Origin of the sequence: Polynucleobacter sp. AP-Elch-400A-B2 (assembly GCF_018688355.1) — a bacterium.
Lineage (GTDB): Bacteria > Pseudomonadota > Gammaproteobacteria > Burkholderiales > Burkholderiaceae > Polynucleobacter.
Genome location: NZ_CP061317.1, coordinates 103,403 through 124,151, shown reverse-complemented (window position 1 = coordinate 124,151; position 20,749 = coordinate 103,403). Strand labels below are relative to the sequence as shown.

General features: G+C 45.0%; 24 protein-coding genes, 1 tRNA gene and 1 pseudogene. 10 read left to right on the top strand and 16 right to left on the bottom strand.

The window, feature by feature from the left end; all coding sequences use genetic code 11:
* The first annotated feature begins 26 nt into the window (after positions 1-26).
* Entirely contained in the window at positions 27-197 is a 171-nt protein-coding gene (locus FD977_RS00730; RefSeq protein ID WP_215305690.1) for a hypothetical protein, read from the top strand.
* 4 nt (positions 198-201) lie between these two features.
* Here the strand turns inward: FD977_RS00730 and FD977_RS00725 are convergent, their stop codons facing one another.
* Complete coding sequence (locus FD977_RS00725) at positions 202-459, bottom strand: hypothetical protein (protein ID WP_215305689.1); 258 nt, start codon at positions 457-459, stop codon at positions 202-204.
* Between the two features lie 42 nt (positions 460-501).
* Here FD977_RS00725 and hemA point away from each other — a divergent pair, with 42 nt between their 5' ends.
* The 6 genes from hemA to FD977_RS00695 all read left to right on the top strand — a co-directional run bounded on the left by hemA (position 502) and on the right by FD977_RS00695 (position 6,794).
* Positions 502-1,818 carry a glutamyl-tRNA reductase gene (gene hemA, locus FD977_RS00720; RefSeq protein ID WP_215305688.1) on the top strand — a complete coding sequence of 439 codons (1,317 nt, stop codon included), beginning with the start codon at positions 502-504 and terminating at the stop codon, positions 1,816-1,818.
* Entirely contained in the window at positions 1,819-2,898 is a 1,080-nt protein-coding gene (prfA, locus tag FD977_RS00715) for a peptide chain release factor 1 (protein WP_215305687.1), read from the top strand.
* A gap of 10 nt (positions 2,899-2,908) precedes the next feature.
* On the top strand, positions 2,909-3,757 hold the full coding sequence (gene prmC / locus FD977_RS00710) for a peptide chain release factor N(5)-glutamine methyltransferase (RefSeq protein ID WP_215305686.1): 849 nt from the start codon (positions 2,909-2,911) through the stop codon (positions 3,755-3,757).
* A 102-nt stretch (positions 3,758-3,859) separates the two neighbouring features.
* Entirely contained in the window at positions 3,860-4,168 is a 309-nt protein-coding gene (grxD, locus tag FD977_RS00705) for a Grx4 family monothiol glutaredoxin (protein ID WP_046329433.1), read from the top strand.
* A 28-nt stretch (positions 4,169-4,196) separates the two neighbouring features.
* The gene (gene rmuC, locus FD977_RS00700) at positions 4,197-5,471 is read left to right on the top strand and encodes a DNA recombination protein RmuC (protein ID WP_215305685.1); all 1,275 of its coding nucleotides are present in this window, start codon (positions 4,197-4,199) and stop codon (positions 5,469-5,471) included.
* Positions 5,472-5,474: 3 nt separating this feature from the next.
* The gene (locus FD977_RS00695; protein WP_215305684.1) at positions 5,475-6,794 is read left to right on the top strand and encodes an MFS transporter; all 1,320 of its coding nucleotides are present in this window, start codon (positions 5,475-5,477) and stop codon (positions 6,792-6,794) included.
* A gap of 76 nt (positions 6,795-6,870) precedes the next feature.
* Here FD977_RS00695 and FD977_RS00690 read toward each other — a convergent pair.
* The 6 genes and pseudogenes from FD977_RS00690 to petA all read right to left on the bottom strand — a co-directional run bounded on the left by FD977_RS00690 (position 6,871) and on the right by petA (position 10,922).
* Positions 6,871-6,946: transfer RNA gene (locus tag FD977_RS00690), tRNA-Thr, on the bottom strand.
* Between the two features lie 33 nt (positions 6,947-6,979).
* Positions 6,980-7,366: pseudogene (locus tag FD977_RS00685) on the bottom strand (ClpXP protease specificity-enhancing factor); the annotation flags it as partial.
* Between the two features lie 31 nt (positions 7,367-7,397).
* Positions 7,398-8,009 carry a glutathione S-transferase N-terminal domain-containing protein gene (locus tag FD977_RS00680; protein WP_015420301.1) on the bottom strand — a complete coding sequence of 204 codons (612 nt, stop codon included), beginning with the start codon at positions 8,007-8,009 and terminating at the stop codon, positions 7,398-7,400.
* A gap of 99 nt (positions 8,010-8,108) precedes the next feature.
* On the bottom strand, positions 8,109-8,882 hold the full coding sequence (locus FD977_RS00675) for a cytochrome c1 (RefSeq protein WP_215305682.1): 774 nt from the start codon (positions 8,880-8,882) through the stop codon (positions 8,109-8,111).
* A 26-nt stretch (positions 8,883-8,908) separates the two neighbouring features.
* Positions 8,909-10,309, bottom strand: a complete 1,401-nt coding sequence (locus FD977_RS00670) for a cytochrome bc complex cytochrome b subunit (RefSeq protein WP_215305681.1) — start codon at positions 10,307-10,309, stop codon at positions 8,909-8,911.
* A gap of 10 nt (positions 10,310-10,319) precedes the next feature.
* Positions 10,320-10,922 (bottom strand): ubiquinol-cytochrome c reductase iron-sulfur subunit, encoded by a 603-nt coding sequence (petA, locus tag FD977_RS00665; RefSeq protein WP_215305680.1) that lies wholly within the window; start codon positions 10,920-10,922, stop codon positions 10,320-10,322.
* A gap of 136 nt (positions 10,923-11,058) precedes the next feature.
* Here petA and mscL point away from each other — a divergent pair, with 136 nt between their 5' ends.
* The gene (mscL, locus tag FD977_RS00660; protein WP_215305679.1) at positions 11,059-11,481 is read left to right on the top strand and encodes a large conductance mechanosensitive channel protein MscL; all 423 of its coding nucleotides are present in this window, start codon (positions 11,059-11,061) and stop codon (positions 11,479-11,481) included.
* Positions 11,482-11,498: 17 nt separating this feature from the next.
* On the opposite strand, the gene FD977_RS00655 is transcribed toward mscL, so the two are convergent.
* Positions 11,499-11,852, bottom strand: a complete 354-nt coding sequence (locus FD977_RS00655; protein ID WP_215305678.1) for a hypothetical protein — start codon at positions 11,850-11,852, stop codon at positions 11,499-11,501.
* A 169-nt stretch (positions 11,853-12,021) separates the two neighbouring features.
* Here FD977_RS00655 and FD977_RS00650 point away from each other — a divergent pair, with 169 nt between their 5' ends.
* Positions 12,022-13,275, top strand: coding sequence for a porin (locus FD977_RS00650; RefSeq protein WP_215305677.1), 1,254 nt, complete (start codon positions 12,022-12,024; stop codon positions 13,273-13,275).
* An 81-nt stretch (positions 13,276-13,356) separates the two neighbouring features.
* On the opposite strand, the gene FD977_RS00645 is transcribed toward FD977_RS00650, so the two are convergent.
* Together FD977_RS00645 and FD977_RS00640 are read right to left on the bottom strand one after the other, a co-directional pair.
* On the bottom strand, positions 13,357-14,535 hold the full coding sequence (locus FD977_RS00645; protein ID WP_215305676.1) for a phage integrase SAM-like domain-containing protein: 1,179 nt from the start codon (positions 14,533-14,535) through the stop codon (positions 13,357-13,359).
* A gap of 174 nt (positions 14,536-14,709) precedes the next feature.
* Positions 14,710-16,005, bottom strand: a complete 1,296-nt coding sequence (locus FD977_RS00640; protein WP_215305675.1) for a porin — start codon at positions 16,003-16,005, stop codon at positions 14,710-14,712.
* Positions 16,006-16,213: 208 nt separating this feature from the next.
* Here FD977_RS00640 and FD977_RS00635 point away from each other — a divergent pair, with 208 nt between their 5' ends.
* On the top strand, positions 16,214-17,734 hold the full coding sequence (locus FD977_RS00635; protein ID WP_215305674.1) for a sel1 repeat family protein: 1,521 nt from the start codon (positions 16,214-16,216) through the stop codon (positions 17,732-17,734).
* Here FD977_RS00635 and tatC read toward each other — a convergent pair.
* From tatC to hisI, 6 genes are read right to left on the bottom strand one after another with little or no spacing between them, the layout of a single operon-like run.
* Positions 17,719-18,516: a twin-arginine translocase subunit TatC gene (tatC, locus tag FD977_RS00630; protein WP_215305673.1), complete on the bottom strand. Its 798-nt coding sequence runs from the start codon at positions 18,514-18,516 to the stop codon at positions 17,719-17,721. The two genes, FD977_RS00635 and tatC, sit on opposite strands and share 16 nt — an antisense overlap.
* A gap of 42 nt (positions 18,517-18,558) precedes the next feature.
* The gene (gene tatB, locus FD977_RS00625; RefSeq protein WP_215305672.1) at positions 18,559-19,035 is read right to left on the bottom strand and encodes a Sec-independent protein translocase protein TatB; all 477 of its coding nucleotides are present in this window, start codon (positions 19,033-19,035) and stop codon (positions 18,559-18,561) included.
* A gap of 28 nt (positions 19,036-19,063) precedes the next feature.
* Positions 19,064-19,306 carry a Sec-independent protein translocase subunit TatA gene (gene tatA, locus FD977_RS00620; protein ID WP_215305671.1) on the bottom strand — a complete coding sequence of 81 codons (243 nt, stop codon included), beginning with the start codon at positions 19,304-19,306 and terminating at the stop codon, positions 19,064-19,066.
* 16 nt (positions 19,307-19,322) lie between these two features.
* The gene (locus tag FD977_RS00615) at positions 19,323-19,679 is read right to left on the bottom strand and encodes a histidine triad nucleotide-binding protein (protein WP_215305670.1); all 357 of its coding nucleotides are present in this window, start codon (positions 19,677-19,679) and stop codon (positions 19,323-19,325) included.
* Between the two features lie 3 nt (positions 19,680-19,682).
* Positions 19,683-20,084, bottom strand: coding sequence for a phosphoribosyl-ATP diphosphatase (locus FD977_RS00610; protein ID WP_215305669.1), 402 nt, complete (start codon positions 20,082-20,084; stop codon positions 19,683-19,685).
* Between the two features lie 44 nt (positions 20,085-20,128).
* Positions 20,129-20,530 carry a phosphoribosyl-AMP cyclohydrolase gene (gene hisI, locus FD977_RS00605; RefSeq protein ID WP_215305668.1) on the bottom strand — a complete coding sequence of 134 codons (402 nt, stop codon included), beginning with the start codon at positions 20,528-20,530 and terminating at the stop codon, positions 20,129-20,131.
* Between the last annotated feature and the right edge of the window lie 219 nt (positions 20,531-20,749).

Below are 20,749 nucleotides of genomic sequence, written 5' to 3'. Positions count from 1 at the left end.
AAATTCATGGTTAAACGTGCTCAAAAATGCCATTAAACACCCCAAAACCCATCACCAATTGCGCCGTAACCTCAGTAGAGCTGATTGAGGAATATCGACGCCAATCTGCGCTAGCGTCATCCGCAGATCGGGCCGATATTGATTTGATGATTTTTCTAGATCAAATCCTTCTAGATACGGAAGAGACCCCCGATTGATCGCTTACTTAGCGAGGCCAGCGTAAAGAGCGCCAGCCAGACAAGAACTGGCTATGGCGCTTAGCCACTCGAGCATCTGACCCGCCTGAAATAAGCCTGCAAATTGCCCTATATAAGAGCTAGCTAGGGCAGCAATAGTGCCGAGCAATACCGCCATGAGGAATTTCCTGGGCCTGGGCCTAGATTGACGTTTTCCTGGGTAAAAAACCAAGGCAAATACGCCAGTTAAGCCACCGATCACCAGAAAAGCTAAAAACCCCATTGCCACCCCCTTGTTGCTGACATCAAATCTATAATCACCATTATGAAGTTGTTGACACTCGGCATCAATCATCACACAGCGCCGGTCGCCATTCGGGAAAAGGTCGCCTTTGACCCTGAATTTCTTCAAGAAGCGTTGCACGATCTTCGCCAACATCTCGTTGGTGCGAATCAGGCCGGCCTGCCTGAAGCCACCATTCTGTCTACCTGCAATCGAACTGAACTCTACTGCGCCGCTAACGATGCAGATGCAGCGAGCCTTTTGCACGAAGCCACTTTTGATTGGTTAGCTAAAACCCAAAAACTGGCTCCAAGCAGTTTAGAGCCACACATTTACTCACTACCGCAGTCTGATGCGGTACGCCATGCTTTTAGAGTGGCTTGCGGATTAGATTCTATGGTGATCGGCGAAACCCAAATCTTGGGTCAGATGAAAGATGCGGTGCGCACTGCAAATGATGCAGGCGTCCTTGGCACTTATCTAAATCAACTCTTTCAGAAAACCTTTGCTGTTGCAAAGGAAGTTCGCGGCTCGACAGAAATTGGTGCTCACTCAATCTCGATGGCAGCCGCATCAGTTCGATTAGCTGAACGCATTTTTGAAAGTATTGCTGATCAACGCGTTCTATTTATCGGCGCTGGCGACATGATCACTTTATGCGCCACCCATTTCGTAGCACGCAAGCCTAAGGCAGTAGCTATTGCCAATCGCAGCATTGAACGCGGACAAGAATTAGCAGACTCGATTTCTCTTCAAGATGTTGAAGCAGAATCATTCAAGCTCTCAGAGCTGCCAAGTCGATTACATGAATTTGACATCATCATTTCAAGTACAGCATCATCACTGCCGATTATTGGCTTAGGAATGGTGGAGAGTGCACTAAAGCAACGTCGTCGCAAACCGATAGTCATGATTGATTTAGCAGTACCCCGTGACATTGAGCCCGAAATTAGCCGCTTAAGTGACATCTACTTGTATACAGTCGATGATTTAGGCGTGATGATTCAAACGGGCGCCTCTTTACGCCAAGCGGCAGTGAGTCAAGCTGAAGTCATTATTGAAGATCGTGTTGGTAATTTCATGCACTGGATGCAAGGTCGCAAGACGATCCCGCTGATTCAGGATATTCAACAGCAAGGCGAACACCTCAGACAACTTGAACTAGATCGCGCCATGAAAAGATTGATGCGTGGTGAGGATCCCCAAGAGGTACTTAACGCTATGGCACAAGGTCTAACTAATAAGTTCCTACATGGCTCATTACATGCTCTACAACATTCCAATGGCGCTGAGCGTGACGCCCTGATTAAGTTGCTTCCTAAATTATTCGCCTCGCACTCCAAGCCAGAAGACCATTAGATGAAGCCCAGCATGCGGGCTAAGCTAGACCACCTAGACACGCGCTTAGCCGAACTCAATTCCTTACTGACTACTGAAGAGTCCACTAAAGATATGGACAACTATCGAAAGCTCACGCGTGAGCATTCTGATATCGCAACCGTGGTGGAGCAATTCGGCTTATATAAGCAAGCTGAGGCAGATGCTCAAGCCGCAGAAGAGATGCGCAAAGATCCTGAGATGAAGGACTTTGCCGATGATGAACAAAAACAAGCTCAAGCAGCTATGGAAGAGCTTGAAGCCATCCTACAAAAACTATTGCTGCCAAAAGACGTTAACGACGAGCGCAATGTCTTCTTAGAAATTCGAGCAGGTACTGGCGGTGACGAGAGTGCGCTCTTTGCTAGCGACCTACTCCGAATGTATACGCGCTTTGCAGAACGTCAGGGTTGGAAAGTAGAAGTGGTGAATGCGGCTGAATCCGATCTGGGTGGCTACAAAGAAGTGGTTTTGCGTCTTGTTGGGCAATCGGTCTACTCGCGTCTCAAATTTGAGTCTGGTGGCCATCGCGTGCAACGTGTTCCCCAAACAGAAACGCAGGGACGTATTCATACTTCGGCTTGTACGGTAGCGGTGATGCCCGAGGCTGATGAATTAGAAGCGGTCAAAATTAATCCAGCTGAATTACGCATTGATACTTTTAGAGCTTCAGGTGCTGGTGGTCAGCATATTAATAAAACAGACTCTGCGGTACGTATTACCCATTTACCAACTGGCACTGTAGTTGAGTGCCAAGATGATCGTAGTCAGCACCGCAATCGTGAGCAAGCGATGAAGGTTCTTGTCTCTCGCATCATGGATGCGCGTGAACGAGAAAAACATCAGCTAGAAGCTCAGACCAGAAAGTCTTTAGTTGGCACTGGTGATCGTAGCGATCGCATTCGGACTTATAACTTTCCGCAAGGTCGTATTACCGATCACCGCATCAATCTCACGCTTTATAAGATCGATGCCATGATGGATGGTGATATAGACGATCTATGCAATGCCCTTGCGTCTGAGCATCAGGCAGAGCTTCTTGCAGCACTTGGCGATAGTTAATACAAGCAGGATGAGTGTCGGCCAGTCTTTAAAAGCATTAGTTAGCAACTGCGCATTGCCTGCCAATGAAGCGCGGATATTGCTGGCCTACATCCTAGAAAAGTACTACCAACTCCCACGCTCTGCCCTTCTGTCTCGTGACGATATGAGTTTGAGTGAGCAAGCTTTTGGGGAATGGGAAAACCTAGTCTCCAGGAGAGCTCTGGGGGAACCCATTGCGTATATCTTGGGTAGGAAGGGCTTTCATAATATTGAGTTAGAAGTGGGCCCTGGGGTACTTATCCCCCGTCCAGAAACTGAGCTCCTCGTAGAGATTGCCCTGACTGAAATTACTAAACTCAGCAAACACACAAGAGTGTTGGATCTGGGCACCGGCTCTGGTGCTATTGCACTTTCTATCGCAAGTGCCGTGCCACTGGCATCGATGATTGCAACTGATCAATCGACTGAGGCTCTGGCTATTGCAAAGCAAAATGCACAATCTCTGAACCTATTAGATCAAGTCCAGTTTTTTCAAGGTAGTTGGTATGCGGCGTTGACCGAACTAAGCCAATTTGATGTGATTGTGAGTAATCCGCCCTATATAGCCCATGAGGACCCCCACCTTACTCAAGGGGATCTGCGCTTTGAGCCTCAATCTGCTCTGACCGATTACGCTAGTGGGCTGAGCTGCTTAGAGATCATTATTGCGGGGGCTGATCAATACCTCAAACCTGGCGGCTTGCTTGCCGTCGAGCATGGCTTTGATCAATCTGAGGCTGTGATGGGGTTGATGAAAGCAGCAGGCTTAATAGATGTGCAGGCGCACCTCGATTTAGCAGGCCACCACCGGGCAGTTTCTGGACGCAAAAAGCTCTAAAACCGACCAAGGGAATTAACCCTTTTCTTCAGATAGCCTTAAAATTAAGCCATTATTAGTAGTAAATCATCATCTTTAAATAGCTTCAATTCAGGAAAAAATATGGATACCCAAGCAAAAATTCAAGAAATCGTTACTAGCCACCCTGTTGTATTGTTCATGAAGGGCAATGCCCAGTTTCCACAATGCGGCTTTTCCGGAAACGCGATCAATATTTTGCGCGCAAGTGGTGTGGAAACTCTTCATACTGTTAACGTTCTGGAAGATGAAGCAATTCGTCAGGGCATTAAGGAATTTGCTAACTGGCCAACGATTCCTCAGCTCTACATCAATGGTGAATTCATTGGTGGTTCAGACATCATGACTGAAATGTTCGAAAGCGGTGAGTTGAAAAAGCTTGTACAAGGCTAATTACACAAAATCTGCATAGCGTCTATTTGTGACTTTTGACTTAAGCTCTCTTTTACTATTTGGCCTGCCATTCGGTTTATGTGCAGGCCTTTTGGTCTATGCACTCAATTTACGCTCGGCTCTCACTAGAGTTGAACAACAAAATCAACTTGATGCTGCGCTTGCCACCAACCTAAAAGTAGAACGTGATCAGGCATTACAAAACGCCATTCGACTTGAGGCAGCATTAGATTCTGAGCGTAAACAGGGCTTAGGAAGAATTGAATCCCTTAATGAGGCTAAAGAGGCACTCACTAGCCAATTCAAAAATCTGGCCAATGAAATTTTGGAAGATAAGTCCAAGCGCTTTACAGAGCAAAACGTTGCTAGCTTAGATGCTCTTCTGAAGCCGCTACAAACGAAGTTAACAGAATTTAAAGAGCAAGTGAATACTTCGTATGGCAATGAAGCGCGCGAGCGCTTTGCCCTTAGGAGTGAGATCGAGCGTCTAGCTAATCTGAATTTACGTATGTCAGATGAGACACGCTCACTAACTCAGGCACTCAAGGGCGACTCTAAAGTTCAAGGAAATTGGGGTGAGTTGGTTTTAGAGTCCATTCTCGAATCTTCAGGCCTACGAAAGGGTGAAGAATATCTAGTTCAGGATAGCCACACTCAGACCGATGGCTCACGTCTCCAACCCGACGTGGTAGTTAAGCTACCAGAGGGTAGAAGTTTAGTGGTTGATAGTAAGGTTTCCATTACAGCCTACTCACGTCATGCAGAAGCCTCAGACCCAGTCATTGCTGAACAAGAGTTGGCAGCTCATATTCAATCTCTCCGCCAGCATATCCAAGGACTCTCCAGCAAAAACTATAGCTCTCTTTATGGTGTTGGCTCAGTAGACTTTGTATTGATGTTTGTGCCAATTGAACCTGCGTTCCTCTTAGCCTTGAAAACTGCGCCTAACCTTTACCAAGAAGCATTGGCGAAGAATATTGTGCTGGTATGCCCTAGCACCTTAATGGCAACGCTACGTACCGTTGCCCACCTGTGGCGTCAAGATCATCAAAACCGTAACGCTCTAGAAATTGCAAAACAGTGTGGCACGCTCTATGACAAATTTGTCGGCTTTGTTGATGACCTTGAAAAATTAGGTCAACGCCTAGATCAAGCCCAAACAAGTTATCACGATGCCTTTAGCAAACTCAAATCCGGCAAAGGCAATCTGATTCGTACTGCGGAAAAAGTACGTGAGCTTGGTGTGAAGCCTAGCAAAAATTTAGCCACACCCTTAATTGAATCGTCAAGTGACTCAGAATAAAAATTGACTGCTATTCCCGCATTAGAAATCAAAGCTGGATCGCATTCCTATAAAAAAGTAGCTATTGCTGCCTGCTTTGGAACCTTTCTCGAGTGGTATGACTTTCTGACCTTCGCAACTCTTGCAGTAGTTTTTGGTCCTCTTTTCTTTCCCTCTAGCGATCCCAATAACGCCTTATTAGCCAGCTTGGCGACCTTTGGTGTGGGTATGGTGGTTAGGCCCATTGGGGCAGCGATATTTGGCAGCATCGGCGACCGTATTGGGCGACGACCTGTTTTCATGATCACTATCGTATTGATGGGTTTTGCTACCGTTTGTGTTGGATTTTTACCAACCTATACCCAAGTCGGCATCTGGGCACCTGTTCTGCTGGTGAGCCTTAGACTACTTCAAGGCCTCTCAGCAGGGGGTGAAATTGGCGGCAGTGCCGTCTTCCTCACTGAGCATGCCGGTGACTCTCATCGCGGATTTAAAACCAGCTTCTTACAGCTGATGGGGCCATTAGGCATCTTAGTTTCTACACTCCAAATTGCCTTGCTACAAACCTATCTTACTCAAGAAAAATTTCTATCTTGGGGCTGGCGTGTGCCATTTTGGGTATCGCTAGTTCTGCTCTTGATTGCATTTAAAGCCCGCATAGCTTTAGAAGAAACGCCAATCTATTTGCAACTCAGCAAAACAGAGACCCAGTCTAAAAGCCCCTTGCGTGACAACCTGAAGGATCCAGAAACCAGAAAGAGAATGTTTCTCCTTTTTTTCTGTATCTCTGCTGGTGGCGCAGTCTTATTTTTCTGCGTGCAGGTTTATACCTCAGTCTTCCTAAAGACTACCGTAAGGCTTGCCCCTCAATTAGTTGATCAACTCAGTGTGTACGCAACAGTTGCATTATTGCCTTTCACGGTATTTGCAGGATGGCTCTCAGACAAGATCGGTAGGAAGCCTGTCGTTGTCAGCGGCCTCCTCTTGGGCTCAACACTAATACTGCCAGCGTTTTATTTACTACAAAGTAATAACCTATCTATCTCATTGATATCGGGAATCTTAATTGGCTTATCAGCAATCCTTGCTCTTGTTGTGGGCCCACAAACAGCCCTACTTGCAGAACTATTTCCTGCCAAAACCAGAAACAGTGCAGCTACCCTTCCACATAATTTAGCCGCTGGGTGGATTGGTGGACTTCTCCCTTTGATTGTTACCTGGCTGAATCAACGCTGGGAAAGTAATCTTGCGGGACTCTGGTATCCGACCATTTTCTTGGCTAGTGGGGCAATCGTGGCAATACTGTATTTGCCAGAAACTAGAAGAGCGAACCTACTCAGTTAAGTGGCCCGCAACGCACCTGAATACTGGCACCATAATTGAAAAAACCTAAGCTCGTGAGAACTTAGGTTTTGAATTTTGGTGCCCCTTGTCCGACTCGAACAGACCACCTACTGATTACAAATCAGTTGCTCTACCAGATGAGCTAAAGGGGCAACGGATAATATTCTAACCTATTTCACAATCGTCAAGGAAGGTCTGCCAGCTTTTGGCTTTTCAGCATTCTCGGGGCTGACATCTTTCAGTTTGCCGCTCTGACTAGCATCAAAGGGAAAAGACATTCCTTGGCCATTTTCACGTGCATAGATTGCTAAAACATGACTTACAGGGACCATAATTTTTCTTGGAACTCCGCCAAATCTCGCCTGAAAACTGATCCAATCATTATCCAAATTCAGTTGATGGCAGGCCTCAAGAGAGAGATTTAAAACAATTTCATCCTTCTTCACAAACTCCATAGGCACTTCAACACTGGAGTCCACAAAGACTGCCATGAAGGGCGTAAAACCAAAATCCGTGCACCACTGATGTAGGGCACGGATTAGGTAGGGTTTATTGCTTGGGATATCAGACATGCTTATTCTGCCAGCCTGAGTAATGAGCCGCTTAGCGACGCATTACCTTTTCTGATGGTGTCAAAGCCTCAATGTAAGCAGGTCTACTGAAAATACGCTCAGCGTACTTTAAGAGAGGGGCAGCATTGCGTGAAAGATCGATACCGTAATGCTCCAAACGCCACAATAAAGGAGCGATTGCTACATCCAGCATGGAGAACTCTTCACCCAGCATGTACTTGTTTTTCACAAAAATGGGTGCAAGCTGAGTTAGGCGATCACGAATGGCTAAACGCGCTTTTTCATGGGACTTTTCTGCAGCCTTCCCTTTTTCATTTTCCAAAGCAGCTACGTGCACAAACAATTCTTTCTCAAAATTGAAGAGGAAGAGGCGAGCACGTGCACGTGCAACCGGATCAGGCGGCATTAATTGTGGGTGTGGAAAGCGCTCGTCAATGTATTCATTAATGATGTTTGACTCATACAAAATTAAATCACGTTCCACCAGGATCGGAACTTGGCCATAAGGGTTCATCACCGAGATGTCTTCTGGCTTGTTAAACAAGTCCACATCACGAATTTCAAAGTCCATGCCTTTTTCAAAAAGCACTAGACGGCAGCGTTGCGAGAATGGGCAGTTTGTGCCTGAGTACAACACCATCATAAATTTATTTCCTTAAATATCTACTTCCGTACAACAAACGCACAACAGCGTTAAATCGGTTCACTAATGAGCCCTAACATCAGGGCTCATCAAATTGAATTAGTGAATGTCTTTCCAATAAGCCTTGTTCAAACGCCAAGCCAATAGAGTAAAAATTGCCAAGAAGATCAGTACGATAACTCCAAGACGCTTACGCTCTAGCTGAACTGGCTCAGCCATCCAGGATAAGAATGCTACTAAGTCAGCAATGTTGTCATCGTATTCCTGTGACTTCATTATTCCGGGAGTTAATTGCTCAAATCCAACGAACTTTTTCTCAACACGACTTGCATCGTGTGGATCTGGGCGATCCTCAAACTTTGCAGCACGTTCGCCTTGTAGTTGCCATAAAACATGTGGCATCCCTACGTTTGGATACACCAAGTTATTCCAACCAGTTTGTGTGGCGTCATCTTTGTAAAAAGTACGGAAGTAGGTGTAGAGCCAGTCAGTACCGCGCGCACGAGCCTCAACAGATAAATCTGGTGGAGTCTTACCAAAGTAAGCTTTACCTTCTTTAGGTGTCATAGAGATCGTCATCAGATCGCCAACTTTCGCATCCGTCAAGATCAAATTGTCTTTGATCTGTTGGTCGCTCAAGCCGATATCACGTAAACGGTTGTAACGCATGCTTACTGCCGCATGACAATTCAAGCAATAGTTCACAAATATCTTGGCACCATTTTGCAAGGAGGCATTGTTACTTACGCGGCTGGGCGCAGTATCCAGGGGATAGCCACCCTCGTTCGCATTTGCATTTAAGCCAAAACCAAGTGCCGCAACTAAAGCAGTTGCCTGGCAGATGCCCATCAAATTTTGCAGAATTCGTTTCATACTATTTCCTAATATCTCAGCGTGAATTAATGGGACTCAAAAGTAACGCGTGTTGGAACTGGCTTGAATGTACCAAGCTTGCTCCAGAACGGCATTGCCAAGAAAAAGCCCAGATAATAAATAGTGCAAATCTGAGAAATCTTTTCGTACACGGGTGATGGTGCCTCAATACCCAGGTAACCCAAAATCGCAAAAGTCACAACAAAGATGCCGTAAATATATTTATGGAACTGTGGGCGATAGCGAATGGATTTCACTGGGGAGTGATCTAACCATGGCAAGAAGAACAGGATCACTACTGAACCACCCATGATCACAACACCCCAAAACTTCGCATCAAGCGCATAAAAGCCAGCAGCCAAAACCACAGCGATAGCTACGCAAACGCCTTTGATATTAATGTCTTTTGACTTAAGGGCAAACATCCCAAGAATCACTGCCAAGAAAATCCACAAAGGTAGGAGGAAGTTGGTTGTAGTGGCACGCAACATTGAATAGAACGGCGTGAAATACCAAACTGGTGCGATATGCGATGGAGTTACAAATGGGTTTGCTGGAATAAAGTTATTCGCTTCTAAGAAATAGCCGCCCATCTCTGGCGCAAAGAACACAATCGAAGCAAAAATAATCAAGAAACCACCCAAATACATCACATCATGAACACTGTAAAAAGGATGGAATGGGATGCCATCAACAGGATGGCCATTAGCATCCAGCGTATTTTTAATTTCTACGCCATCAGGATTATTCGAGCCCACTTCATGCAAAGCCAGAATATGTGCGGCAACCAAACCGATCAATACCAATGGAATGGCGATGACGTGAAATGCAAAGAAGCGATTCAAAGTTGCATCGCCAACTACATAGTCACCACGCAACCATAAGGAGAGGTCTGGACCAATCAATGGGATAGCGGAGAACAAGTTCACAATAACCTGAGCACCCCAGTAAGACATTTGACCCCATGGGAGCAAGTATCCGAAGAACGCCTCACCCATCAAGCACAAGAAAATAGCGCAACCAAAAATCCAAATCAGTTCACGCGGTTTGCGATAGGAGCCGTAAATCAAACCACGGAACATGTGCATGTAGACCACCACAAAGAACATTGAGGCGCCAGTGGAATGCATATAACGAATCAACCACCCAAACGGCACTTCGCGCATGATGTATTCAACAGACTCAAATGCCTTCGCAGCATCTGGCTTGTAGTTCATCACCAAGAAAATCCCGGTAATGATCTGAATAGCCAAAACAACGATGGCGAGAGCGCCAAAAATGTAGAAGAAATTGAGGTTTTTAGGGGCGTAGTACTCGCTCATGTGACGCTTGAAAGCCTCGGTCACAGGTAGCCTTGAGTCAACCCAAGCCATCACCTTCTGAGCAGCGGATGCATCCGCTGGAACTACTTTTTCTTGAAATGCCATTTATCTCTCCTTAGGCCTTCTTATCTTCGCCAACCAGAATCTTGGTATCGCTCAAATACATATGTGGCGGCACTTCAAGGTTATCTGGAGCTGGTTTGTTTTTGTATACACGGCCGGCCATATCAAATGTAGAGCCATGACATGGACATAAATAGCCTCCTGGCCAGCTACTTGGCAAGGATGGTTGCGCACCAGCTTCAAACTTAGCAGATGGTGAACAGCCCAAATGAGTACAAATACCCACTACAACAAAGTACTCAGGCTTAATTGAGCGCCATTGGTTTTGTGCGTATTCGGGTGTGTATTGCGCTGGATTACGCAGAGAATCTGGATCGGCTAATTCACCATCAATTTTAGATAATTCAGCAAGCTGCTCTGGTGTGCGACGCACAACCCATACCGGCTTACCGCGCCATTCTGCCATTCTCATCTCATCTGGCTTCATGCCAGAAATATCAATCTCAACAGCAGCTCCAGCGGCCTTAGCGCGCTCAGAAGGCTCAAAACTATCCACAAAAGGGTAAAGGGCTGCAGCTGCACCAACACCGCCGACCGCTGACGTAGCGATCAACCATTTACGACGATCCTTATCCATACTGGGCTTGTCACTCATTTACAAAATTCCTTGATAGGGCATTAATAGGTGGAAATTGCTTAAAGGTAAGATTTTAAAGTAAAAATGAGGTATGCATCAAAGTTATGGGCTTAATTCTGGGTTAATCTCAGTCTGAGAGAAAAGGAAGCTATTTATGAGCGTTTTAAAGGAATTTCGGGACTTTGCCGTCAAGGGAAATGTCATCGACCTAGCAGTGGGTGTCATCATTGGCGGCGCCTTCGGGAAAATCGTCGACTCCCTGGTAAATGACATTGTTATGCCGGTGATTTCTACCCTTTTGGGGGGTCATATTGACTTTACTAACCTTTTTGTCATTCTGGGACACGTTCCAGAGGGTGTACCTAGAACATTTGATGCCTTAAAAAAGGCTGGGGTACCGATTTTTGCCTATGGCAACTTCATCACCATCTCAATAAATTTCATCCTCCTGGCCTTTGTGATTTTCCAGATGGTAAAAATCATCAATAAAGTGCGGATCATGGATGCGCCGCCAGCGCCAGCAACGCCTGAAGACATTGCCCTACTTAGAGAAATTAGGGATAGTCTGAAGAAATAAAGGCGCCTGAAAAGAGATTAAGTCACTTTTGCAGACTTGAGGATGCATTTCCCAAGCTCTGCAAAGTAGCTCTTTGCTTTAGGTGTTAGTTCAAGGTACTTTTTACGGCCATCAATATCATCACCATAACGAAGCAGCTCATGTTTTTTCAATACAGCAATCCGACGATGCAAGGTTGCTGGAGACCCGATATCACTTGAATAAATTGTCTCACTGACAAGTGGACCACGGCCAACACTTTCGTGCATCGCAATAAATTCAAGCAACCTTCTCTCGACAGAATCTAAACACGGGAATGTCGGCGTTGCCTCTAAGATCGTTAAGAGCCGCAAAAATCGGAAATATACATCTCCAAGGAGGTCCTGCTTCACTGCTGACTCAATAATGTTGTACTAGTAGTAGCTTTAGGCATCCAACCATACTATCAAACATTGGTAATCAGTAGTGGCTTTCTTCATAAAGATTCCCACCAACCTTAATAGCAAATTGTGATTTCAAAGTCTTTAAGTCTTCATTCCTTAGTTTATGGAGATTTAAAGAATGAAAAAATCGCTATTAGCAGTTGCAGCAATCGGCGCATTTGCGTCAGCAGCTCAAGCTCAGTCCTCAGTAACCGTATACGGTATCTTGGACGTTGGTTTTGTTGGTTCACATTACAACGGTACTTCTGCTGGTACAGTTAACGCCGCTAACGTTGGTACAGGTATAGCTGGATCCCCATCAGTAAACGCTAGCTCAGCTGGTTTTGGTCAGTCTGCCGAATCCACAAGCCGTATTGGCTTTAAAGGCTCTGAAGATTTAGGTGGCGGTTTAGCTGCAATCTTTACTGTTGAGACAGCACTTAGCCCAAATCAAGCGGCTTCTGCTTTCGCATTTAACCGTCAAACATTTGCTGGTTTAAGCAAGTCTGGTTTGGGTAAGGCAACACTAGGTACTCAGTACACACCAATTTTTGATGTAATGGCTACTACAGATGCTGCTGGCATGAACAACTTGACAGGTAACGCTGTTTACACAGGTAACTTGCAATCTTCTACCGGCACTTACAACGATGGCGTTACTGCTTACACAAGTTCAGGTTCTGCTCCAACAAGTTTCAACGCACCAAGCGGCGCATATGTAACACGCGCTTCAAATGCATTGAAGCTCCAGTCTGATCGTATGGCTGGTGTGCAAGTTCAAGCGTTCTATGCACAAGCTAACCAAAGCCAAACTAATGCAGCTTACAACGGCGGCAACAATAACAATACAGCTTTTGGTGTTAATGCTGATTACGTTTGGAACAAGTTAAACGTTGTGGCTGCTTACCAGTCTTTTAGAGCAATCAACGGTACTGCTGCAATTCCTACTTCTGGCTTCAAAGCACCTGGCGGTACTGCGGCGGACTTTGGTACTAACGGTAGCAACAACTCAACCTATGCTGCTGCAACATATGACTTTGGCATCGTTAAGGGTTACGCTCAGTACATTACAAACAAAGCGTTCGCAGCTGTCGACAACAACTTCGGAACTTCACGTACTGCATATCAGTTAGGTGCTAAGAGCTTCATCACACCAACTATCTCTCTATATGCAACATACGGTTTGGGTAAATCAAGCTATGCGCAAGCTGGTTCAGCTTACGCTAACTTCCGTACAATGCAGGTTGGTTCTGATTACTACTTGAGCAAGCGTACAAATTTGTACGTAGCATACGGTGCATTTAACCAGTCAAGCCCTAACTCAGCAGCTGTTTCAACAGTTTCTAGCTTGTCAGGTATGAACTACGCTACTGGTATCCGTCACACTTTCTAATTCGATGCTAGCGTAAGCTAGTTGATGATTAGTCTGGCATTAAATTAACCCACTGTGGCAACACAGTGGGTTTTTTCTTGGTCACTTTAGTGAACGTGTTGTTCTCTTGGATTGGAGCATTTCTATATTCATCTCAGCTGTTAAGTTGGATGAATAAAATCTTTCAATCATTTCTACTGATGTTCGGGCATTTCTTGCAAGCGTAAGCAAATCAATGCCCCTACCATAAAGCAGTCTAAAAGTAATGGCGGTGTGTCTCAGGCTGTACAAGGTTCGATTCTGACCCTCTTGCCCTAATGTTGCATTAGCACTTTTAAGTATTTTTCTGAAATGGGTTGTAATCAGCTGAATAGCGCCCTGCCGATCCTTAGCCTCCGGCAAAAATAAGAAGTCCTCGGAATTGCCATATCCCCTAGAGACCTGGTAACACTTCAAACGGTCATAGACATATTTTGCAGAACTCAAGGTAACAATCTGCCCTGAGTGCCCCTTTGTTTTTGGCAAGTTCAGCCGCAAATAAGTATTAATTCCCGAGACCGATTCCACATGTTTATGTTTAATTAGCTTTATATCCACAGGTCTAATAAATGAGTTCACCATGAACTGTATTAACCATGTCATCTCTACAGGAACTGTATCGCGTACTTTATATGCACCGCCTGCAGTTACTCTGTGATTTTTTGAGACAAGGGTATTGGGGTCACATAAGCCTCTACTAGCTCTCAGTATTTGCCTATATTCGTTGCATGTAAAACTTCCCCTTGGAATGCTTTTTGCCTTCATTTTAGGAAACAGTGGGATTTTATAAATTAACTCCTGTTCTAAGGCTAGGGTTAAGATTCGCTTGAGTAAGCCCAAATACTGCTTAATGGTTACAGGCCTAATCTTGGCCTGATGCAGGTAATTTACAAATTCAGCTATCTGCTCATACCCAATTTTATTAATTAAGCACCCACGAAAGTAAGGAAGCAACTTAGCTCTAAGTCGACTCTTAAACATACCTAGGGTTTGTAGGGTGATCTCTCCTTGGACATGCTTAGAGATTTCTCTCTGAAGCGCCTTATCTGCAACTTCATCAAATAACACCAGCTGAGGGGGTTTATTTAACGGCGGTGAGGCCCATTCAAATCCTACTTTAGGCCACTGAGTAACCTGACTAGATTGAATGGGCGAGAGATTAAGGCTGTGCTTAGAGCCACACATAAATTCATCATTTGCAGCTAGATGATCATTTGGGGGGGGGTTATAAATACATTTCATTTTTGATGCTCAATTTGATGTATTTGTACAATCTAGTTACAAAAATTTATATCAGTATTTAGGATAATTTTCACCAATAGAAATAAGATTGAAAATAAAAAATTTTCATAAAAAAACCACCCCGAAGGGTGGTTTTAATATTTCCAACTTTAACTAGCTTGCGCTAGCGTTAAATTAGAAAGTGTGACGGATACCAGTAGCGTAGTTCATACCTGACAAGCTTGAAATGGTAGGAACAGCTGCTGAGTTAGGGCTTGACTGATTAAATGAACCATAAGCTACGTACAAGTTTGTACGCTTGCTGAGGTAGTAATCAGTACCAACTTGCATTGTGCGGAAGTTGGCATAAGCTGTGCCTGCTTGCGCATAGCTTGATTTACCCAAACCGTATGTTGCATATACAGAGATAGTTGGTGTGATGAAGCTCTTAGCACCTAGCTGATAAGCAGCACGTTGAGTTTGGAAGTTGCTATCAGCAGTTGAGAAAACTTTACGTGTGATGTACTGAGCATAAGTTTTGACGATACCAAAGTCATATGTTGCAGCAGCATATGTCTGTGCATCACTAGCGTTATTGCCAAAAAGACCTGCTGTTCCGTTAGCTAAAATTAAGCCGCTAGTGTTTGAAGAACCAGCAGCATTTGCTAATGTACCTTGTTGCGCTCTGAAAGATTGGTAAGCAGCTACAACGTTTAACTTATTCCATACGTAGTCAGCATTAAAGCCAAACATAGTGTTGTTGTTTGCACCAGAAATACCACCAGTGGTACCTGATTGGCTATTGTTTGACTGTGCATAGAAAGCCTGACCTTGCAGACCGCCAATACGCTCAGATTGCACCTTCAACGCATTTGATACACGTGTTACATATGCACCGCTGTTTGCATTAATGCTGATAGGACCGCCTGTAGATGCAGTAGCTGTAGTAGACGCAAATCCACCTAAACCAGTGTTATATGTACCAGTAGATGATTGAACGTTTGTAGCATATACAGCATTACCTGCCAAGTTGTTCATACCAGCAGCATCAGTTGTTGCCATTACATCAAAAATTGGTGTGTACTGTGTACCAATTGTTGTTGAACCTAAACCATTTTTGCTTAAGCCAGCAAATGTTTGACGGTTAAATTGGAATGCGTTTGCCTTGCCATCTGGATCAATTGCTGTCTCAACAGTAAAGATTGCATTCAAGCCACCGCCCAAATCTTCTTTACCTTTGAAACCTAAACGGCTTGTAGATTCAGCAGACTGGCCAAAACCAGCTGAACTAGCATTTACGTTAGGAGCGCCGCCAGGGACAGCTGCGTTAGTGTTACCGGTAGTTGCAGTGTTAGGTCCTGCAGCAGTACCGTTGTAATGCGTACCAACAAAACCAACGTCCAAGATACCGTATACGGTTACTGAGGACTGAGCTTGAGCTGCTGACGCAAATGCGCCGATTGCTGCAACTGCTAATAGCGATTTTTTCATTCTTTAAATCTCCATAAATTGAAAGTATTGCCCAAATAAATCTGGGACTCATGAATTTTGCTTGTATTGATCCCCCAGACTGGGGGTAAGGGCAATTAGGAGTTGTTTTTGCTTGTCAAAAGGCAGTTTTTTGGCTTTCTTCGTTGTATCAGGGCAACAAGGGCTTTGATTTCTGTCTTTTGAGGGGCTTAGATGCCAAAATTGTCATATGGCAAGCCGTGAATTCTTAAAAATCCTCCAATCTGCGCGATTGGGTGATGTATCCGCACAACAAAATTTAGCGTCTGCCTATTTGACTGGGGCATTTAAAACCCCGATTCAACCAGCTAATGCATTAATTTGGTTAGAGAAATCCTATTTATCCATTCAAAATCAATTAGTTAGCCAATTGAGCTCTGCCAATACAGAAACGCCTGAGCTGGCTTACGCTTCTCCGGAAATACTGGGGATTTTGAGGCAAATCTCTGTAGTACCTTTGCAAGACACCTTGCATTCACCAGCCTTTTCTTTTGGGTGGCAATCATTCTGGAGAATCGCTAAAGCAAATATGGGTGCAAGTGATGCTGCGCAATGGCAACTAGCAGACCTACTTCTTGACCCAAGCAAAAGAGAGCTGCAATCAGAACTAGCGATTTGGATCTCAAAGCAAGATAGTGGTGACAGTGACGATGTCGTTAGCGTTGGAGGTAACGGCGTTCATCGTGTTCGTGATCTTTCGGCGTTACAAAAACTCGCTAAAGAATTTCTACTGAATTTAGCGGATTCAGAAACACCGTTCACCACATCCGCAAAAGAACTGCTCATTAAATTACAACCTAAGGATGAGACCCTCTCTTCTCTCTGGGATTCTTGGCTCTCCGAACAGAATGAAGCGGCGCTAATACAAGCTGCGGAGCTTGGACTCACCATTGCTAAGCTCACACTGGGTTTACGGTTGGCGCAATTAAATACAGCGCAGTCGCTTGAAAATAATCCTGGCGAGCCTGCTACCAAATCTAATGCTTCTCTTAAGAAAGCAGCCTACTGGCTAGAGTTAGCAGCTAAAGATGGGGATCGTAATGCTTGGTTTGCATTAGGCGAGATCTACCGACGCCCCCAGTTCTCTGGATACAGCGCCGCTGAAAGCGATCGCTGCTTTGATCGTGCGGCAGATTTAGGCCATGCCCAAGCCCAGTTCAGACGAGGCGCCAGTCTCTGGCGTAAGCGTGAGAAGGTCGCAGAGAAAGTTCGTGGACTACAGGCCTCCTATTGGATATGGCAGGCACAACAACAAGGTGTAGCAGAAGCGAAAGAGTTGTTGAGCAAGGTTTTAGAGAGTGCGCCCAACCCGAAGCAAAATGGTTGGTATGAGCTAGCGACTTATGCTGAGAAAGCCTTAAACCATCATGCAGAACATCAGCTAGATGCTGAGTGGATTCTGCTCTGTCATAGGCTCGTGATTGCTAATCAATTTGATTTGAGTAAAGCCGAGTTTTTATTGTGTGATGTCAGTCAACTGCAGCATGATCACTGTGTTGTTGTGGATATTCGGTATGAATTACCCAAAATTTTGCCACGACTGATTCAGATTGATACCACCCAGCAACGTCGCTCTTTGCTTGCTGCTGGAAAAGCATTTGCTAATAGCGAAACAGATCTTGAAGGGAACTTGCGGCAGAGACGCTATCGCTTTGACCGAGTGATGGAATGGCTTAATGCCACCTTCGCACAGGATCAAGCACTAGCTTGAGTATCCGCTCCTGAAGCTGTATCAGCGTCATCATCCGTGGGTTTTGGCACATAGAAGCGAGCAACTAATAAACCCAGCTCATAGAGCAGACTCATCGGAACCGCAAGCAGAAGCTGTGACAGTACATCCGGCGGCGTTACAACAGCGGAAATTACAAAAGCACCAACTATTACATAAGGGCGAATCTCTTTAAGCTTAGCTAGGGGAACCAAGCCCATACGTACTAGCACCACAACTACCACCGGTACCTCGAAAGTAATGCCGAATGCCAAAAAGGTTGTCATCGCAAAACTCAAGTAATTGTCGATATCCGTAGACATCTCCGCGCCCAAGGGAGCGTTGTAACTTGCCATAAAACCAAATACCGTTGGAAATACCAAGAAGTAGGCGAAAGCCATGCCAAAAATAAATAGGCTGTAGCTACTAACCACCAAAGGCACAATCAACTTACGCTCGTGTTGATACAGACCCGGGGCAATGAATGCCCATAACTGATACATCACCACCGGCAGTGCAATCAGAAAAGCAACCAGCATAGTGACTTTCATGGGCACAAAAAATGAGCCTGTCACGTCAGTAACAATCATCTTACCGCCAGCAGGTAATGCTGAAAGCAATGGTTGTGCAAACAAATGAAAAATATCAGGCGCCCAGTACACTAGGCAGACAAACACCGCAATGATGGCTAAGGCCGATTTAATAATACGATCACGCAACTCATACAAATGAGAAAGGAAAGATTCTTGTAAGCCCGAATCTTCTGTGGAATTATTTTCAGTCATGCGTGGGTATTTATATTCTGGTAGTTTTTATTCTTTTATTACTTACTTATTAGCGCTATGGTGAAAGCGCTTCATACGAGCGGCACCAGATTGAACTCGTGTGCGCATACCAGTAGAGCGCTTGAACCAAACTGGTCTAGCCGCACGTCTGACACCCCAACTTTGACGCCCCTGGCGCATCGATTTACTCAATACTTCTTTTGCATCCAGCGGGGCTCTGGTGAAATTATTTTCAAAGATATCAGCTTGATCGCTGAGATTGGCATTTGCTTCGTTGACAGTGGACTGAAGACTGCTTTCTACCTCTTTTAAAACTGAAGTACTTTCTTCACGCAACTTTTTGAACTCTTCCACTTCCATCTGGCGGCTGACTTCTGACTTCACATCCGCCATATAGCGCTGCGCACGACTAAATAAATTTCCCGCCATGCGGGCAACCTTTGGCAGACGCTCGGGCCCAACCACCACCAATGCAACTACTGCAATGAGTGCAAGCTTTGAAACTCCAAGATCAATCATTGCAGGTGCACATTATTTCCATCAACAATTACTTATTGATGTCTTTAGCATGAACATCCACAGTTTTTTCTGCAGATGCCGATGCGCTCTGAATTTGTTCCTTGGCTTTATCTTGCGACTCTTCAGTGCTTTCAGGGGTTTTCATGCCGTCTTTAAAACCTTTAACAGCGCCACCTAAGTCTGTACCGATATTGCGTAATTTTTTGGTACCAAATACCAACATCACGATTACCAACACAATTAACCAATGCCAAATGCTAAATGAACCCATTTCTAATCTCCTCGGATTATTTTTTCCAGGGGCGCGGTCCGCCCATCACATGCACATGTAAGTGATAAACCTCTTGCCCACCATCTGCACCATTGTTCACCACCAACCTAAAGCCGCCATCTTTTCCGGGACGGCAACCCTGCTCTTTGGCGAGACGCGGTGCTAATTCCATCATTCTACCTAGCAATGGCGCATCGATCACTTCAGCAGACTCCAACATGGGTAGATGTTTTTTAGGAATAATCAAAAAATGGATGGGGGCAGCTGGGTTGATATCTTTAAAAGCGTAGATTTCTTCATCCTCATAGACCTTCTGGGATGGGATTAATCCCTGGGAAATCTTACAAAATAGGCAATTTGGGTCATGCGACATCAATTACTCCTTATTAGCCGCTTTTCTGGCGGCCTTTTCTTCGATGCCTGAGGTGCCCAGACGATGCTGTAACTCAGCAATCACATCTTCTGGACGCAAGCCAAATTGAGACAAAGCAATTAAACAATGGAACCAAAGATCTGCCATCTCGCCCACTAAAAGCTTTTGCTGCTCGGGGGCTAAATTAGCATTGCGGGCATCCTTAGCCGCCATCACTGCCTCAGTGGCCTCTTCACCAATCTTTTTCAATATCCCATCATCACCCTTAGAAAAGAGCAAAGCAGTATAGGAGGTCTTAGGATCAGCCTTTCCAGCCTCAAAGGCATCACGTCGCTGATCCACCACATCGGCTAAATGAGCCAGAGCGGAATCCAAATTAGTAGGGTTTTGTTCTGGACTAGTCATAAAGCGATTTTATGTCTTTTATTACCGGAAAGACTAAGAGGGTCTTATTTGTGACCCTTAGACTCGTCTACCCAGGCAGATTTACCAGAATCCCAGCGCAGAAAGAAGCAGCTGTGCTCACCTGTATGGCAAGCAATACCGTCTTTTTGATCAACCAATAAGACAATCGTATCGCCATCGCAATCGAGGCGAATTTCCTTCACCTTTTGGGTGTGGCCAGATTCTTCACCCTTGTGCCAGAGTTTCTGTCTAGAGCGAGTCCAGTACACGGCCTCGCCTAAACGCAAAGTAGCCAGCAAAGCATCGCGATTCATCCAGGCCATCATCAAGATATCTTTACTGCCGACCTCTTGAGCAATCACTGGAACCAAGCCTTGATCATTCCAAGTGACCGCCTCTAATAGGGCTACATCTTCTGGATTTGTGTTTGGTGTTTTATCTGACATTTGTTTTATTTTGACAGAAATAATGGTCTTATTGCCTATATATCGAGGCTGGTAAATCTTTGTTGTCCTTGAATTATGAAATTAAGCCACCAATCGCGACACGCCCACTTTTTTCATTGCACCAATGAGATCCTTGTCTAGGGTTGCCAATGGTATTGAATATCGCATTGCTAACTACTGAATATGGTCCGCAATAAGGTTGCGTGCCCTGTAATAATA